Consider the following 17,530-nt stretch of genomic DNA (forward strand, 5'->3'; position numbering starts at 1 on the left):
AAAAAAAAAAAAGATATAGTTACTTTATATGTTGAACCTTCTTTAGGTTATACTGCTACTTATGATGGAAAACTAACTGCTAACTATGGCGGAACTACTGATCCTAAAGTAAAACATAGCTTAGCTTGGGGAGCTTATACAGAGCTTTATATCAGACCTACTCAAGACTTAGAATGGTACTTCGAGATGGATGTTAATAACAGCGGAACAAAACAAGGTTCTACAGTAAATAATACTTTCATAGGAAGCGGTATTCCTGTATACTTTGAAACTACTACAGGTATAACTTGGTATTTACCTGCTTTCAATTAATTAGTAATTGACTAGAGAATATATAACTTATAAGGGGGGCTTAAACCCCTCCTTTTTTTATTTGAATTTTTTATCAATTTTACAGCAAATTGAGTGAAATCAAAATAATATTTACATTTAAAAAATATTACTATATAATATAATGAATAAAAAACATTTAATATTTATGGAGAAAATAAGATGAAAAAAATTTTATTAACAGCCATAGCTCTATTGACTATTGCAAGTGCATCAGCATTAGCTATGTATGGAGACCAGGACGACTGGATTGATTTTCTTACAGATGGAAATCAGTTTAGAGCTAGAATGGATCAATTAGGATTTTTATGAGAAATATTAATGTTTTAATAATTTACTATAATTTGAAGCCCAATAATATAATATGCGTTCTGGAAATCTTGAATTACCTTGTAACTGTATTTCTATAATGACAACTGTACCATTTTGAGTTATACATTTAACATCTGCTATTGTTTCTTTATCCTCATAATTTTCCTTATAATTAAATGGTGTGAGTATTTCTACTGACCTAAAAGTTTTCATATTAGAATCGAGCATTGTAGAGTTAATAAAATCAAGCAGTATTAAATTACTGTCTGGTGATGAGAATAGATATCTCACAAAATAGTCATTTAAAACATTAATATCTCTCATAACTTTATTATACTAAATTATAATATAAATATAAAGTTACAAGTTTAATCATCAAAATTTAATTTCTATTTCTTTGAGCTTTTTTTAGAATACCTGCAATTTTTCTAAGTTTAAAATACTCTGCCATATCTAAAGCAGTATCTCCATCGTCATCTTCTATATTTACATCGGCTCCTTTTTCTACTAGAAATTTAACAAATGATTCATTAGATTTTCTTGTACAAGCCCACATTAAAGAAGTGTATCCATTATAATCTTGAGCATTAATATCTGCACCTTTTTCTAATAAAACTTCAGCTAATTTTATACGATATTTCTGAAAACTTTTATTATTAAAATTACCTTCACCCATACCAAGATATATCAAAGGAGTATATTCTCGTTTATTCTTTATGTTTACATCAGCACCTTGCTCTATTAAAAAATTAGCTATTTCAAAGTCTAGTATATCAATACTGCCTTCACCTGAAGTATCAAGAGTTTTATTTAAAGCTGTGTTTCCTTCATTATCTTGGGCATTTATATCGGCATTTTTTGAAACTAAATATTTTATTACATCTATATTTCTTTCATGACTATACTCACATGCTGATATTAAAGCAGTACTTCCTCCTTTATAAAAGTTTATATCAGCACCATTTTCCACTAATAATTTTACTGTTTCTAAATTATTTACACCATATATTAAGGCTGTATTTCCATAATCATTGAAAGCATTTATATCTGCACCTTTTTGTATTAGAAGTTCTACCACTTTTATATTATGAACTTTGGAAGCATACATTAAAGGTGTCTCTCCATCCTCATTTGTTACATTTATATCTGCACCATTATTTATTAAAAATTCTGCAGCAGATGAATTTTCATTTTTATAATAATAATATCTATAGTCAGGATGTTCATTATCTAATGAGAGTAATAGGGGAGTTTCTACTGAGCTATGTTCAGAATGTGTTTTAGCATTTACATCGGCACCTTTTTCAACTAAAAATTTAACCATATCATAGTCATTTCTTAAAGCTGCTATCATTAAAGGAGTATAATCATAATCAGCAGGAGAATAATACTCCCCACCCTTTATTCTTGATTCTAAGTCAAAACCATTTTCTACTAATACTTTAAACATTTCTCTATTTAGTGCCAATTCTGTTGTATAAGCTGTATCAAGAAGTGATGCTCCATAATTGTTTTTAGTATTTACATCAGCACCATATTTTATTAATAAATTAAATATTTTTTTAGCATTTTCTAGTTTTTCTTCTTTTTCGTAATGATCATAGCGAATATTGTAATATAATACAGTGTTTCCATCATTATCTTTAGTATTTATATTGGCACCATTTTCTAGTAAAAATTTAACCATTTCATAGTCTCCTATCATAGCAGCGTTCATTAATGCTGTAAGACCGTGTTCATCTTGTGTGTTTATATTTGCACCTTGTTGTATAAGTAATTTTGAAATATCAAATTTTCCATAATCATTAGCAATCGTTAAAGCTGTTTTGTTTTCATTATTTGCTGTATTAGGATTGGCACCTTTATCAAGCAAATATTTAACCATATCATAATCATTTCTTAAAGCTGCTATCATTAAAGGAGTATAATCATAATCATAATCAGATATACCCGTCTTTATTCTTGACTCTAAATCAAAACCATTTTCAACTAATATTTTAAACATTTCTTTATTTTTATCAAAAGAAATTCTATAGGATACATCAAGGAGAGATGCTCCATCATTGTCTTTAGTATTTACATCAGCACCGTATTTTATTAATAAATTAAGTATTTTTATAGCATTTTCTTGCCCGAAACTATCATGCTTAATACTATAATATAATGCAGTTTCTCCTGATGTATCTCTAATGTTTACATCGGCACCATTTTTTAATAAAAATTCAGCCATTTCATAATTTGTATTTCTAGCAGCATACATTAATGCTGTAGCACCTGCATTATCTTTAATATTGACATCAGTACCTTCTTCTATAAGTAATTTTGCTATATCATCATATCCCATTAAAGCAGCGTACATTAATGCTGTAAAACCGTATTCATCTTGAGAATTTGGATTTGCTCCTTTAGCTAAATATGATTTAACTCCTTCTATGTTATTATATCTTACAGCTGAAAAGAAAGTCTGAGAATACATAGGATACATTTTTGTAACTTGAACATATTCATTAGTATTTGTAGTTGTTGGATTAATATATACTTGTTCATTTGTTTGAGTTTGATTAGTTTGAGTATTTTCTGTTTGTTTAGTATTGCTGCTGCAGGAAATTATCAAAACTATTAAAACAAAAATAGAAATAATGGAAATAATATTTTTCATATATACCCATCCAATGCTTGCCGTATATAATTGGATTATATAATTATAATTATTTTATGTCAATTAAAATTTGCTTTATGAAAATGTTTAAAATATATTTCATACTTTTTAGTTAAAAAAAGCGTGTATTCATCATAATTTAAATTATCACAATAATCGAAAGTATAATACCTATCAAAATAAAGAGAAAAAAATAATGAAAAAACATAGATGAAAGCATGCTTTTTATATCAAATAAACTAGTACGATGTATGACTTTTACTGAAAAGATTCAAATTTATGAATAAAAGAATTTTAGAATTAAATTCAAAATATATTTTAAATATGGATCCATATTTATTAAAAGGGAATACATAGTTATGTGCTTTGTCAAAAGAGGTATTGGTAATGTGCAGATATAAATACAATTAGAGAAATGATATTATGGTCAAAAATAGCATGAGTATATAATAGTACATATAGTAATGCAGCATTTATAGGAACGCCGATATATCATTGCTATTATACTAATAATGCATACATACAGAAGAATGGCTTATAGAAAAAAGCTTTAATTATAATACAGTTGTATTATTTTATAATGTACCTTTATTTATTTCATTAAATTTTTCTTTTAAAAGTATCATATAGTCATGATATTTATTTGCAAGATTATCATCAGGTTCTATTACTGTATTATCAATTAAAGAATTTCTTATATCATCTAATGAAATTTTTTTTCCTAATAATAATATAGCAGATAAAGCAGCACCAAGTGAAGCACCGCCTGAAGGAAGTGTTCTTATAGGGCATTTCCAGATATTTGCTATTATTTTTAATATCTCTTTATCTTTTGTAGGTCCTCCTGTAACAGCAAGATCCATTTTATCTTTGGAAGTAAATTTTTCAGAGTATAAAGCTACTAAACCCAAAGAACTTAATACTATGCCTTTATAATCATTATCAAAAGAAGGAGTTTCATGGAATCTTTTTATAGGGAATGCCATACTTATAGGCACTGATTCATTTTCCTTCTGCCATAGTACTATAGGCATGTTATCAATATTTTTTTCTAAAGATTCTGTAATTTCTTTATAATCTCTTGTATATAATTTCATTATTTCGTCCCATAATATAGCACCATTAGTTCGGCAGAATATCATAAAAGGATTTCCTGTTCCGTCATACATAGCATTTGATACTCCGGAATAATCTCTGCTGTTTTCATCAATATTTAGCATATAAACAAAACTGCTTCCTAATGATAATATATCGCCTTTATACAAAACCTTTGTTTGAGGATTATCTCCGCTTCCTATACCAACTATGCATTCACTATCAAATCCGTATTTTGTTATAAAATATTCGCTTATATATCCTGCAAAACTAGAAGGATCATTTATATTTCCTAATTTTTCTTTTAAATCATTTGATACAGTATTTAATAAAGTATTATTCCATTCTCTTTTTGTATAATCCATTAAACTCATTCCTGAAGCATTTCCAAAATCTACAGGTATATTATCTTTTGCTGTTAGTATTGATGCTATAAATGTATTTAATAAAAATATTTTATATGTATTTTTTGATAATTCAGGATTGTTGTCAAAATTGTATTTTATTATTGCCCCTGTAAATCTGAGCGGAGAATTTGAAGCGGTTATTTTTATCATATTGTCTTTTCCGCCTACTGCATTTCTCAATTCTTCAGCCTCTTTCTGAGTACATGAAGTTCTCCATATAGGAGCATAATCATAAGAATATGAATCTTTTAATATTTCAGCTAAACTATTATTTATTGATGATTTGTCTTTTAATTTTTCTATATTTGATTTATATTTTTCTGAAAGATAAACATGTCCATGCTGCTGAGCTGATATTTGTATTGCTTTTATGTCTTTTGTATTAAATTTTTCTTTTAGCTGTAATAGTGATTTATCCAATGCCGCTAAAAATATATTTATATCTTGTTCCGATTTTCCTTTGATATTTGAATCTATCAGCAATGTATTTTTATTCATTTTTGAATATTTCATTTCTTCCATTGAATTAAATGCTATTGAAATATTTAATTCATTTTTATAGTTCTCACAATTTATAATACTTAAAGTTATACTCTGTGTGCTTAAATCTATTCCTAATGTATACATTTTCCTATCCTTGAAAATATTTATTAAATCATTTTACTAAATTGTTATATTTGAAGTATATAAAAATATATATAAAAAATCAATATTTTTAATACTAAATTATAAAAAACTTTATATTTAGAAATTGATTTTTATATATTTTTAGTATTTAATATTATCTGAAAAAATTAATAATTTTCATTTAATTAATAATTATGAAATATCAAGTATTAGCAAAAGAAAAAACTTTAAGAAATATTTTAAAAGAATGCATTAAAAAAGATAGATTTACAAGTATTGATATAGTTGAAAGTTTGAAACTTACAAAACCTACTGTAAATGAATCTTTGGATATATTATTTAAAAATGATTTTATAACAAAAGAAAATTTTACAGAAGGTATGGTTGGCAGAAAAGCACAGATTTGGAAAACAACTCTTCATAAAAAAAAATCTTTGGCAATAGATATAGATTTTAATTTAGTAAAGATAGCTATTGTTGATATGGCTGGAAATTATTATAATTATCAAGAGTATAAAAAGACTATTAATAATAATAATTTTTTTAATGTTATATTGTTTATCATAAATGATTATAGAAAAAAATATAAAGAATCTGAAGAAATAAAAAGATTGGGAATATCAATACCTGGAAATATTAGTTTTGATAGGAAAAATATATTATATGCTACCAACTTGGGGCTTGAAAATATTAATATAAGGTATTTGGAAAACGAATTAAATTTGGATATTATTTTGGAGAATGAGGCGAACAGTGCGGTATTGGGAGAATTTTTTCTGTCAAAAGAAGCTGATAAAAATAATTATATGCTTATATCCATATCCAATTTCGGAGTAGGAGGAGGTCAAATAGTTGATGGTAAATTATTAAAAGGTGCCCATAGATTAGCTGGAGAAATAGGGCATTTTACTATTATTATGGATGGTGAACCTTGCACTTGCGGAAATAGGGGATGCTTTGAAAGATATGCATCTTATGAGGGATTAAAAAATATTATGAAAAAACAAAAAATCGATTTTGATGATATTAATCAGCTTTTTGAAAGTTATGATAAAAAGAGTGAAAAAGTGATAAAAGAATACTGCAAATTTTTAGGCAGAGGAATAAGAAGTTTGCTTTCTATATATGATTCTAATAAAATTATTTTAAGCGGAAAAATGACTGATTATTGGGATAGAATTTACCCTTATATACAAAAAGAAATATTTGAAAATAATAATTTTTATTCAAAATTCAATGTTCTTCTATTAAAATCTAAATTAGGCGATAAAGCTTCTCTAGTAGGTGTAGGTCTTATCAATTTTTTTGATTTTATATATGACAGTGATTTTTTTAGTTAAAAATGATATTTTTTCTTGACAAATCTAATTTTTTTACTAAAATTTAATTAGTAAAATGATTTTATTATTTATTAAGTAAACTCATTTTACTAAATTAATGATCGGAGAGTAAAGAAATGGAATATTTTACAAGTACAGATAAAGTGTTTTATAAAGGAAAAGATAGTAAAGATGCTTTTTCATTCAAACAATATAATGCTTCAGAAGTTATATCAGGTAAAACTATGGAAGAGTGGATGCCTTTTGCAATGAGTTGGTGGCATACATTAGCTGCCGGAAGTGCTGATCCTTTTGGTGCTCCTGCTGCAAGCAGACCTTGGAATGGTAAAGAGGCATTAGAGGCTTCTAAGATGAGAGTAGAGGCTGGATTTGAACTTATGCAGAAGTTAGGAATGAATTATTTCTGTTTTCATGACAGAGATTTAGCTCCTGAATATAAAACTTTGAAAGAAACTAATGAAAAATTAGACATGATAGTAGATTTAGTAGCAGAAAGTATGTCTAAAACAGGCAAAAAACTTTTATGGGCTACTTCTTCTTTATTTACAAATCCTAGATATATGCATGGTGCTGCTACTAGCCCTTATGCTGATGTTTTTGCAGTTGCTGCTGCTCAGACTAAAAAAACTATGGATATAGCTAAAAAATTAGATGCTAAAGGATATGTATTCTGGGGTGGAAGAGAAGGTTACGAAACTTTACTCAATACTGATATGAAAAGAGAATTGGATCATTTAGCTTATTTCTTATCTATGGCAGTTGAATATAAAGAAAAAATAGGATTTAAAGGACAATTCTTCATTGAACCAAAACCAAAAGAACCAACAAAACATCAATATGATTTTGATGCTGCTGCTACTTTAGAATTCTTATATCACTATAATTTGGATAAATATTTTGAGCTTAATTTAGAAGTCAATCATGCCACTTTGGCAGGACATACTATGCAGCATGAAATGCAGGTTGCTAGAAATCATGGAAAATTGGGCTCTGTTGATATTAACTATGGAGATACTTTCTTGGGTTGGGATACAGATATGTTCCTTACTAATGTATATGATGCTGTATTAATGATGGTAGAGATTATAAGAAACGGCGGATTAAAAAACGGCGGATTTAACTTTGATGCTAAAGTAAGAAGACCATCTCATACTATGGACGATTTAATGTATGCATACATTGCTGGAATGGATACTTTAGCTTGGGGTTTAAGAATAGCTGACAAAATAGTTAAAGATGGATGTTTTGATAAATTTATAGAAGAAAGATATAGTTCTTATAATAGCGGAATCGGTGCAAAAATAGAAAGTAAATCAACTTCATTAGAAGAATTATATAATTATGCACTAGAGTTAGAAGAAAAAGAACTTCCTAGCGGAAATCAGGAATTACTTGAAGCCAAATTAAATCAATTTATATATAATTTATAATTATAATAATTTTAAGGAGACATCATTATGAAAAAAATCATAGCCATTTTAATTTCTTTATCTCTATTTGCTTTATCATGTTCAAATAAAGCATCTGATACAGCAGCTGATAAAGGAGGGGATAAAATCAAAATAGGTTTATCTTTAGATGACTTGAGACTTGAGCGTTGGCAAAAAGATAGAGATTATTTTGTAAAAGAAGCTGAAAGTTTGGGTGCTGAAGTTATTTATATTTCAAGCGATGGAAATGCTACTAAACAGCTTGCTGATATTGAAAATTTAATAGCACAGAATGTTGATGTTTTAGTAGTTATAGCAAATGACGGAAATAGTCTTTCTCCAGCTATAATGCAGGCATCTCAGGACGGTATACCAACATTAGCCTATGACAGAATGATAAATAATTGCGATATAGCACATTATGTAACTTTTGACTTAGAAAAAGTTGGAAGAATGCAGGCAGAAGGTATATTGGAAATTACTAATAAAGGAAGATTTTATTATTTAGGAGGATCTCCTACTGATAATAATGCTCAATATTTCAGAAAAGGTGCTATGGATGCTCTTAAACCTTATATAGACAGCGGAGATATAGAACTTATAGGCGAACAATCTACAAGAGATTGGCTTCCTGATGTTGCTTTACAAATAATAGAGGATATGTTAACAGCTCAGAATAATAATGTTACTGCTATAGTAGCAGCTAATGATGCTATAGGCGGTGCAGCTGTTCAGGCTTTAAAAGCTCAAGGATTAGCAGGAAAAGTACCTGTTTCAGGACAAGACGCTGATTTAGCAGCTTTACAAAGAATAGCTAGAGGTGAGCAGGCTGTTACAGTTTATAAACCTATACATTTAATAGCTAAAGAATGTGCTAAGGCAGCTGTAGCATTAGCTAAAGGAGAGCAAGCATTAAGCAACAGTTCATTAAATAATGGCTATAAAGATGTTCATACATTTTATATTGAACCAATCAAAGTTACAAAAGATAATTTAGATTCTACTGTAATAGCTGATGGTTGGGCTACAAAAGAAGATGTTTATGGGAATTAATTATAAATTATAAAGTTTGGGTTATAAAATAATAATAAAATTACTGCTAAAATAAATTTATGTAATCAATTATTTTAGCAGTAATATTAAATTAATGGGGAACATATCTATGCAAGAGTGCATTCTTGAAATGAAAGATATACATAAAAGTTTTTCCGGTGTAAAAGCATTATCTGGAATATCCTTATCTTTAAGGAAACAGGAGATATTAGGACTATGCGGAGAAAATGGGGCTGGTAAATCTACATTAATGAAAATATTATCCGGAATATATCCTTTTGGTACTTATGATGGAAGTATATTTGTTAATGGTAAAGAAATGAGATTTAACGGCATAAAAGATGCAGAAAGTGCGGGTATTGCTATTATACATCAGGAGCTTAATTTAATACCTGAAATGAATGTTGTAGAAAATTTATTTCTTGGAAATTTTATTAATAAATTCGGTATTCTAAATAAAGATGAAATGTATATAAAAGCTAAAGAGGCTTTATCCGTTATAGCACCTAATATAGATCCTGAATCTAAAATAAAAGATTTAGGTACAGGCGAACAGCAGATGGTAGAAATAGCAAAAGCTATTTTAAAAAATGCAAATATATTAATATTTGATGAACCTACATCTTCGTTAACAGAAAAAGAAATTTCAAAACTTATAGAAATAATATTTTCACTTAAAGAAAATGGTTTAAGTGCCATATATATAAGTCATAAATTAGATGAGATAGAAGCTGTTACTGACAGTGTAGAAGTTATAAGAGATGGTAAAAGTGTAGGCGGCGGAAAAACTATTGAAATGAATAGCAATAAAATTATATCCATGATGGTTGGAAGAAGTATAGATAATTTAATACCTAGAAGAAGCAGAGAAATAGGAGATATAATTTTTGAAGCTAAGAATTATACTTTATATGATAAAGTAAATTCAAATATAAAAAAAGTTGATGATGCTTCATTTTTCCTAAGAGAAAGAGAAATATTAGGTTTTTCAGGTTTAGTAGGATCCGGAAGAACCGAACTTCTTTCTGCCATATATGGAGCTTATAGCGGTGATTATGTAGGAGAAAGTTACTTATATGGAAAGAAACTTAATATAAAAAAGACAGAAGATGCTGTAGATTTAAAAATAGGTTTTGTTCCTGAAGAAAGAAAAACTCAGGGCGTAATTTTAAATGATAGTGTGCAAAACAACATAGTTCTTTCTACTATTAAAAACTATGCAGTAAGGGGTATTTTAGATAAAAATTTACAAAAAGAAGCAGCTTTAAATTATAAAGAAAAGCTTTCTATTAAGATACCTAGTTTAGATTTTCCTATAAAGAATTTAAGCGGAGGTAATCAGCAAAAATGTGTTTTAGCAAAAAGTCTATTAATTAATCCTAAAATATTAATATTAGACGAGCCTACAAGAGGTATAGATGTAGGGGCAAAATATGAAATATATCAATACATATTTTCTATAGTAGAGGAGGGATGTTCTGTGATACTTATATCCTCAGAATTACCAGAAATACTCGGTTTAAGCGATAGGGTTATAGTTATGCATGAAGGTAAAATAAAAGCCTCATTAGATAATAATGGATTAACTCAAGAAACAATAATGACAGCAGCAATAGGAGAATAATAATGTTCAGATTAAAAAACTTTTTAAAAAAATATAATTTATTCATGTTATTTATAATAGTTATTATTCTTTGGGGTTTTTTTGGTGCAATAACCTCAGGAAGTTTTTTATCTTCTAGGAATATATCAAATTTATTCAGACAGATGAGTATTACAGGTATACTTTCTATAGGGATGTCATTCGTAATTATTACCTCAAATATAGATTTATCAGTTGGTTCTATGTTAGGTTTACTAGGGGCTATATCCGGAATCTTATTAAGAAGTGATATAAATGCACCTTTGGCTATAGCTATTACATTAATATTTGGTTTAATAATAGGTGCTATCAATGGTTTTTGGTGTGCATATAGAAAAGTACCGGCTTTTATTGTTACATTAGCAGGATTATTGGCATATAGAGGAGTTGTTTTATATATAACAAAGGGACAGACATTAGCAATACAAGATAATCATTTTAATTATATAGGAAACGGAAATATTTCTCCTATAGCAGCTTGGATAATATTGATTATTTCTATAATTATATTGATATTATCTAATATGAATAAATTGCTTCATAGCAGAAATAAAAGTGAAAAGAAATCTTTGATAATGAATTTAGCTTTTATAATAGTAATTTCTTCAATATTTGTTTATTGGATGAATGGATATAGGGGTATTCCTTTACCTGTTATTATTATGATGATTATTACTGTTATCGCTTCTTATATATCCAATAATACAGTTTATGGAAGAATAGTATATTCTATAGGCGGTAATTCAGAGGCTTGTAAATATTCTGGTATAGATATAAAAAAATATATATTTATGGTATTTACTGTTAATGGCGTTATAGCTGCCGTTGCTGGTATAATAAATACTGCCAGATTAGCTTCTGCAGTACCTTCAACAGGTGTTAATAGTGAATTAGATGCTATTGCAGCTTGTGTTATAGGAGGAATAAGTTTAAGCGGAGGTACAGGAGCTGTACTTGGTGCTTTACTTGGTTCTTTAATAATAGCTAGTTTGAATAATGGTATGAGTATTATAGGACTAGATTCATCTTGGCAGAATATCATTAAAGGTATAGTTTTACTATTGGCTGTTTGGATGGATATTGCCACTAAAAATAAATCTAATTAATATTTTCTAGTTAGAACAGAAATATCTAATTTATTTCTGTTCTAATTTTTTATCATTTAAATATTATTTTTGGCATGTTCAAGCATTTCTTCGGCATGTTTTATGCTTGCTTCTGTGATTTCTTTTCCTGTTATCATTCTTGCTATTTCATTAACTCTCATACTGTCATCAAGCTCTTCAATAGTTGAAGTAACAATATCATCGCCTTCATTTTTTGTAACTTTAAAATGATTATTAGCATATATTGCAATTTGTGCTAGATGAGTAACGCTAAGCACCTGTTTTCTTTTTGATAAAGCAGCTATTTTTTCGCCTATAACTTCAGCAATTCTTCCTCCAACACCTACATCTATTTCATCGAATACACATGTTTCAGAGTAATCTCCTAAAGAAAGTACATTTTTTAGTGAAAGCATTATCCTAGATATCTCACCTCCTGAAGCAATTTTTCTAAGAGGCTGAAACATACTCTGCTTATTCGGTGCTATTATAAATTCTATATTATCAATACCCGTAGAATTAGCCTTTATATTAGCACCGTCTATATTAAGTATACCATCATCATCTTCATCTAAAGTTATTTCAACATCAAATTTTGTAGACGACATTCCTAAATCATTCATTTCATTTTCTATTGCTTTTATAAAATCTTCTTTTCTATTATGTCTTATATCAGATATTTCTTTTGCAAGTACGGAAGTTTTTTTTCTTAATTCTTCTATTTCTTTTTTTAAGTTTTCAATATCCTCTTCAGAGAAATTTAGAGATTCTAATTTTTCTTTGGATTCTTTGGCATAAGATATTATTTCTTTTATATTAGAACCATATTTCTTTTTTAAATTATTAATGAAGAAAAGTCTTTCATTAAGAGATTGAAGTTCTTCAGGATCAAATTTGGTTTTGGATCTTATTTCAGTTAAAACAGTTTTTATATCTTCAAGATTTAATGTTATGCCTTCTATTTGCGATGCAATATCTGAAAGTCTATTATCATATTTTGATATGCTTTGTAATGCCGAAATGCTTCTAGTTAATTTTATATAAGCTCCTGATTCGCTTCCAAATATATCTTTATTAATAGAAGATAGCGATGAAGCTATGCTTTCGGCATTTGACATCATTGTAATATCATTTTTTATATCTTCATCTTCATTTGGCTTTAATTTAGCCTTTTCTATTTCATCTATTGCATATTCTAAAAAAGATTTTTCTTTTAAAATATTATTTTTATTTTGATATATTTCATTATACTGTTTTATTAATTTTATAAGTTTATTATAATGATTTTTATAATTTTCAAGCTTTTCATCAATATTTAAATAACTGTCATAAAAGTTTAAATGATTTGCCGGATTAAAAAGAGACTGATGTTCATGCTGTCCATGTATATCTACTATTAAATCTCCAAGTTCTTTTAATTCGGCTACTTTAACACCTACATTATTGATGAAAGATTTGCTTTTTCCGTCTTTTGTTATTTCTCTTTTTATATTAAGCTCATCATTATTTATTTCTATATTCCATTCTTTTAATTTATTTTTTACAATATCTGCAGATGACTGCAGAGAAAAATTTCCTGAAACAATTAATCTGTCGCCATTAGCTCCAACCATTCTAGTAGAACCTTTTTCACCTGTTATAAGCTCTAATGCACTGATTATAATGCTTTTACCAGCACCTGTTTCACCTGTAAGTACATTGAAACCGCTGCTGAAATTTATTTTTAATTTATCTATTAAGACAAAATTTCTAATTTCGAGATATTTAAGCATTATCTACCCCAATTAAGTTTATTCCTAAGTATATCATAAAATAGCCTGTTTGCACTTTGAAATATATAGCAGTTCTTATTACTTATTTTTGCTTTTATTTTATCATTATTTTTAAATTGACATATATCATATCCGTCTACTGTTATCATAGCCTTTAATGATTTTTGTGTCAATTCCAATTCTATATTATCATGTTTAGGAATAACAAGCGGTCTGAAAGTTAATGAATGAGGTGCTATAGGTACAAAAGACATAGCATCAATGGTTGGGGCAAGTATAGGTCCGCCTGCACTTAAAGCATAAGCAGTTGAACCTGTAGGGGTTGCTATTACAACGCCATCTCCAACTATTGAAGATATTAGTTTACCTGATATTATAATATTTATATGTATTGCTCTGCCGTCGCATTTACTTAGAACTAACTCATTAACAGCAAGATGTTCCCTATATGTATCTTTTTCTTTTGAATAAACACTTATAGATAATAATGTTCTAGGTTCTATTTCATATAATGTTTTTTTATTTTCAAAATATTCTTCTAATATTAAATATGCTTCTTCAGGGGGTATTTCTGAGATAAAACCTAATGTACCGTTATATATTGGAAGAACTGATATATCATATTTTATTGCTATTTTTAAAGCTGAAAGCAATGTACCATCTCCGCCTATAGATATCAGCATTGATACATTTTTTAATTCTTTTGCCGCTTTTTTTACATTATTGTAAGATGATATATCATAATTTATTATTATAGCTTCTATATTATATTTTTTAATTATAGTATTTATTTTTTTTAAAATTCCATCAGTATCAGTTCTAAGAACATTAACTATGATTCCTATTTGTTGCTTTTTACTGTTATTCATAATTATTAATTAATTTAATTAAAAATAAAAAAATATTCATTAATTATAACAAACAGTTATTAATATATCAAGTTGTATATTGATAATTTTTTATTTTTATAATAAACTACTTATTATGATATTATTTAGTTTAATTTATTTTTTATTAAGTTTTATTTTTACATTATTGTGTATAATTGCTGCCTTTTCAATTTATCCTTTTATCAGGTTATTTTCTAAGAGAAAAGCTTCGCAATATGTTCATACTATGGCTAAATTTTGGGGCAGAATGCTTATGAAAATGGCATTTATTTCTTTTGATATAGAAGGAAAAGAAAATTATGATCCTAATAAAACTTATTTATTAACTCCTAATCATCAAAGTGCTTTTGATATATTTGCATGCTTCAGTATATTTAAAAATTCTTTTGCATTTGTATCAAAGGATACTTATGGAAAAGTACCTTTAATTGGTTTTGGTATGTCTCTTGCCAATTATATATTTGTTAAAAGAGGTACGGTTGGTGCTGTAAAATCTATATATGATATGGAAAACAGATTAAGAAATAATATAAGTATAGTTATTTATCCTGAAGGAACAAGAAGTGCTACAGGAGAAGTCAAAAAACCTAAAAGGGGAATATTAAAGATATCAGAAAGATGCTCAGATATACCTGTTCTTCCTGTTGTTATATATGGTACTAGAGATATTATGAAAGCTAGAAGTATTAAGATTGTTCCATTTAAAAAGATAACTGTGAGATTTTTAGAGCCTTTCTATTTTAAAGATATAAATGGTGATGATAATGATAAATTGGATTATTGGTATGATATTATGAGTAAAAATTATAATGAATTAAGAGATAAATTAATATCAAATTAAGTTTTGACTATTGGACTTGTTTGAAAAGCACTTGATAAGATTAAGTATAGAATTATTTAATTTTTAAATTAATATATAATGTTTTATATGTTATATAAATTACTATTTTAGTATATAAACATGTACTATTTTGCAAAGCGTATACGAGCTTGTCTAGTATAGAATCTTTTTACATACAGGCATTAAAGTAGGATTTTTGCGGAATAGAGAAAGGATGCAAAATAATAATTAGATATTATCAAATGCGTAATTTTGCAATTAATAAATAAAATTAGTTTTGAAACAACTTTATTATTAGGAATACAGATATTTTTATAGAATATATAGAAATAAGAGTTTTATATACTAATAAATGTTTTTATTCTATAATAAGAGGTTAAAATGTATATATTATTTTTATGTTATACTTGAAAAAAATAATCTTCGTATTATAATTATATGAATTATGCGTTTATATTAAACCAAAAATCACTTAAAAAATTAGGAGTATAAAATTGAATATTAATAATAACGCTTCTCAGTTAAAAAAAGATATCTTGGTAAAGATTGCATTAATGTTTATTGAAGACAGGCTTGTAGAAGATATTGATAGATTACCTATAGAGATAATACCTAGAGATAGCAAATCTATAAGATGCTGTATACACAATGACAGAGAGATAATAAAAAATAGAATTATGGCAAGACTTGGAATAAGTGTTGAGGGTAAAGAGGATAGCGGAATACCATTATCCGGATATGCTAAATTAGCATTAGAAAGAGATAAACCTACTTGGCCTATGCTCACAGTTCTTGATGAGGCTTGCAATGCTTGTGTAAGGGCTAATTTTATGGTAACTAATGCATGTCAGGCTTGTTTAGCTAGACCTTGTATAGTTAATTGTCCTAAAGATGCTATAACAATATTAGATGAAAAAAGGGCGCATATAGACAGCAGTAAATGTATTAACTGCGGATTATGTTTAAAAAACTGTCCTTATCATGCTATTATTTATATACCTGTTCCTTGTGAGGAGTCTTGTCCTGTTGGAGCTATTAATAAAAATGAGTATGGCAAAGAAGTAATAGATTATCATAAATGTATATTCTGCGGAAATTGTATGAGAGAATGTCCATTTGGTGCTATGATGGATAAGGGTCAGCTTATAGATGTTTTAAAGCATTTAAAAGAGGATAAAAAGGTTAATGTAATGTATGCTCCTGCCATAGCTTCTCAATTTAATGCTAAACCGGGACAATTAAAAAGTGCTTTATTAAAAATAGGCTTTAATAAGGTATGGGAAGTTGCTTTGGGAGCAGATGTTACATCGGATAAAGAGGCTGCTGAGTTTGAAGAGAGAATGGAAAGAGGGGATAAACTAATGACCACTTCATGCTGTCCTGCCTATGTAAAAGCGGTAAGAAAGCATGTACCTGAACTTATTCCTTGCGTATCTGAGACTAGAACCCCTATGCATTATACGGCTGAAATGATGCATAAAGATGATCCTGATGCTATTAATGTATTTATAGGACCTTGTCTTGCAAAGAGAAGAGAAGGTTTAGATGATGAGTTAGTAGATTATGGTTTATCTATGGAAGAGCTTGATGCTTTATTTATAGCTACAGGTACAGATGTATCAAAAGAGCCTGATTTGGATATAGAAACTGTTCCTACTGCTTCAGGAAGAAAATATGCTATGAGCGGCGGTGTGGCTGAGGCTGTTAAAGTAAGATTAAAACACCCTGAAAAATTAAAAGCTGCTGTGATTAACGGACTTGATAAAGAGGGTATGAAACAGTTAAAAGGTTATGGAAAAGTTCAGTCAGGAGAAACTCCTATGACAGATGCTACTCCTAATCTTGTTGAAGTTATGGCTTGTAATGGAGGCTGTGTAGGCGGTCCTTGCGTAGTTAAAAATCCTAAGGCTGCTGCTGTTCAATTACAGAGATATGCTTCTACAGGTACTGAAGTAAAAAAAGATTAATTAATTTTTAATAAACTATTAAATAAAGGTAAAAGTCTTATTTTTTAGGCTTTTGCCTT

At 28.0% G+C, this 17,530-nt stretch carries 11 protein-coding genes and 3 pseudogenes; 9 read left to right on the top strand and 5 right to left on the bottom strand.

What is annotated here, in order from left to right:
• Positions 1–312 (top strand): annotated as a pseudogene (locus BFL38_RS07645) (variable surface family protein); the annotation flags it as partial.
• A gap of 180 nt (positions 313–492) precedes the next feature.
• A pseudogene (locus BFL38_RS14640) lies at positions 493–639 on the top strand (cell surface protein); the annotation flags it as partial.
• Between the two features lie 12 nt (positions 640–651).
• Here BFL38_RS14640 and BFL38_RS07650 read toward each other — a convergent pair.
• The 3 genes and pseudogenes from BFL38_RS07650 to BFL38_RS07660 all read right to left on the bottom strand — a co-directional run.
• Positions 652–966, bottom strand: a pseudogene (locus BFL38_RS07650) (PD-(D/E)XK nuclease family transposase); the annotation flags it as partial.
• Between the two features lie 58 nt (positions 967–1,024).
• The gene (locus tag BFL38_RS07655; RefSeq protein ID WP_083249404.1) at positions 1,025–3,301 is read right to left on the bottom strand and encodes an ankyrin repeat domain-containing protein; all 2,277 of its coding nucleotides are present in this window, start codon (positions 3,299–3,301) and stop codon (positions 1,025–1,027) included.
• 575 nt (positions 3,302–3,876) lie between these two features.
• Positions 3,877–5,430 (bottom strand): xylulokinase, encoded by a 1,554-nt coding sequence (locus tag BFL38_RS07660; RefSeq protein WP_069726505.1) that lies wholly within the window; start codon positions 5,428–5,430, stop codon positions 3,877–3,879.
• 194 nt (positions 5,431–5,624) lie between these two features.
• On the opposite strand from BFL38_RS07660, the gene BFL38_RS07665 reads away from it, so the two are divergent.
• The 5 genes from BFL38_RS07665 (at position 5,625) to BFL38_RS07685 (ending at position 12,001) form a co-directional block, all read left to right on the top strand.
• Positions 5,625–6,770, top strand: a complete 1,146-nt coding sequence (locus tag BFL38_RS07665) for an ROK family protein (protein WP_069726506.1) — start codon at positions 5,625–5,627, stop codon at positions 6,768–6,770.
• Between the two features lie 116 nt (positions 6,771–6,886).
• On the top strand, positions 6,887–8,200 hold the full coding sequence (xylA, locus tag BFL38_RS07670) for a xylose isomerase (protein WP_069726507.1): 1,314 nt from the start codon (positions 6,887–6,889) through the stop codon (positions 8,198–8,200).
• Between the two features lie 27 nt (positions 8,201–8,227).
• A complete protein-coding gene (xylF, locus tag BFL38_RS07675; protein WP_069726508.1) occupies positions 8,228–9,253 on the top strand; it encodes a D-xylose ABC transporter substrate-binding protein in 1,026 nt (341 codons plus the stop codon).
• A gap of 109 nt (positions 9,254–9,362) precedes the next feature.
• Positions 9,363–10,877, top strand: a complete 1,515-nt coding sequence (locus BFL38_RS07680) for an ATP-binding cassette domain-containing protein (RefSeq protein ID WP_069726509.1) — start codon at positions 9,363–9,365, stop codon at positions 10,875–10,877.
• Positions 10,878–10,879: 2 nt separating this feature from the next.
• Complete coding sequence (locus BFL38_RS07685) at positions 10,880–12,001, top strand: sugar ABC transporter permease (RefSeq protein WP_256097226.1); 1,122 nt, start codon at positions 10,880–10,882, stop codon at positions 11,999–12,001.
• A 56-nt stretch (positions 12,002–12,057) separates the two neighbouring features.
• On the opposite strand, the gene recN is transcribed toward BFL38_RS07685, so the two are convergent.
• Both recN and BFL38_RS07695 read right to left on the bottom strand, forming a co-directional pair.
• Positions 12,058–13,773: a DNA repair protein RecN gene (recN, locus tag BFL38_RS07690; RefSeq protein ID WP_069726510.1), complete on the bottom strand. Its 1,716-nt coding sequence runs from the start codon at positions 13,771–13,773 to the stop codon at positions 12,058–12,060.
• The gene (locus tag BFL38_RS07695; protein WP_069726511.1) at positions 13,773–14,642 is read right to left on the bottom strand and encodes an NAD(+)/NADH kinase; all 870 of its coding nucleotides are present in this window, start codon (positions 14,640–14,642) and stop codon (positions 13,773–13,775) included. The genes recN and BFL38_RS07695 overlap by 1 nt, the downstream gene beginning before the upstream one ends.
• A 247-nt stretch (positions 14,643–14,889) precedes the next feature.
• On the opposite strand from BFL38_RS07695, the gene BFL38_RS07700 reads away from it, so the two are divergent.
• Both BFL38_RS07700 and BFL38_RS07705 read left to right on the top strand, forming a co-directional pair.
• Entirely contained in the window at positions 14,890–15,504 is a 615-nt protein-coding gene (locus BFL38_RS07700) for a lysophospholipid acyltransferase family protein (protein ID WP_176720560.1), read from the top strand.
• A gap of 494 nt (positions 15,505–15,998) precedes the next feature.
• The gene (locus BFL38_RS07705) at positions 15,999–17,471 is read left to right on the top strand and encodes a 4Fe-4S dicluster domain-containing protein (protein ID WP_069726513.1); all 1,473 of its coding nucleotides are present in this window, start codon (positions 15,999–16,001) and stop codon (positions 17,469–17,471) included.
• The last annotated feature ends 59 nt before the right edge of the window (positions 17,472–17,530 follow it).

The sequence above is a fragment of the Brachyspira hampsonii genome (genome assembly GCF_001746205.1).
Lineage (GTDB): Bacteria > Spirochaetota > Brachyspiria > Brachyspirales > Brachyspiraceae > Brachyspira > Brachyspira hampsonii_B.

Bases quoted from the DNA above. Each gene is read 5' to 3' on its own strand.
- BFL38_RS07700 (WP_176720560.1), top strand. From the start codon at position 14,890: ATGGCTAAATTTTGGGGCAGAATGCTTATGAAAATGGCATTTATTTCT.
- BFL38_RS07685 (WP_256097226.1), top strand. From the start codon at position 10,880: ATGTTCAGATTAAAAAACTTTTTAAAAAAATATAATTTATTCATGTTA.
- BFL38_RS07660 (WP_069726505.1), bottom strand. From the start codon at position 5,430: ATGTATACATTAGGAATAGATTTAAGCACACAGAGTATAACTTTAAGT.
- xylF (WP_069726508.1), top strand. From the start codon at position 8,228: ATGAAAAAAATCATAGCCATTTTAATTTCTTTATCTCTATTTGCTTTA.
- BFL38_RS07680 (WP_069726509.1), top strand. From the start codon at position 9,363: ATGCAAGAGTGCATTCTTGAAATGAAAGATATACATAAAAGTTTTTCC.
- BFL38_RS07665 (WP_069726506.1), top strand. From the start codon at position 5,625: ATGAAATATCAAGTATTAGCAAAAGAAAAAACTTTAAGAAATATTTTA.
- recN (WP_069726510.1), bottom strand. From the start codon at position 13,773: ATGCTTAAATATCTCGAAATTAGAAATTTTGTCTTAATAGATAAATTA.
- xylA (WP_069726507.1), top strand. From the start codon at position 6,887: ATGGAATATTTTACAAGTACAGATAAAGTGTTTTATAAAGGAAAAGAT.
- BFL38_RS07655 (WP_083249404.1), bottom strand. From the start codon at position 3,301: ATGAAAAATATTATTTCCATTATTTCTATTTTTGTTTTAATAGTTTTG.
- BFL38_RS07695 (WP_069726511.1), bottom strand. From the start codon at position 14,642: ATGAATAACAGTAAAAAGCAACAAATAGGAATCATAGTTAATGTTCTT.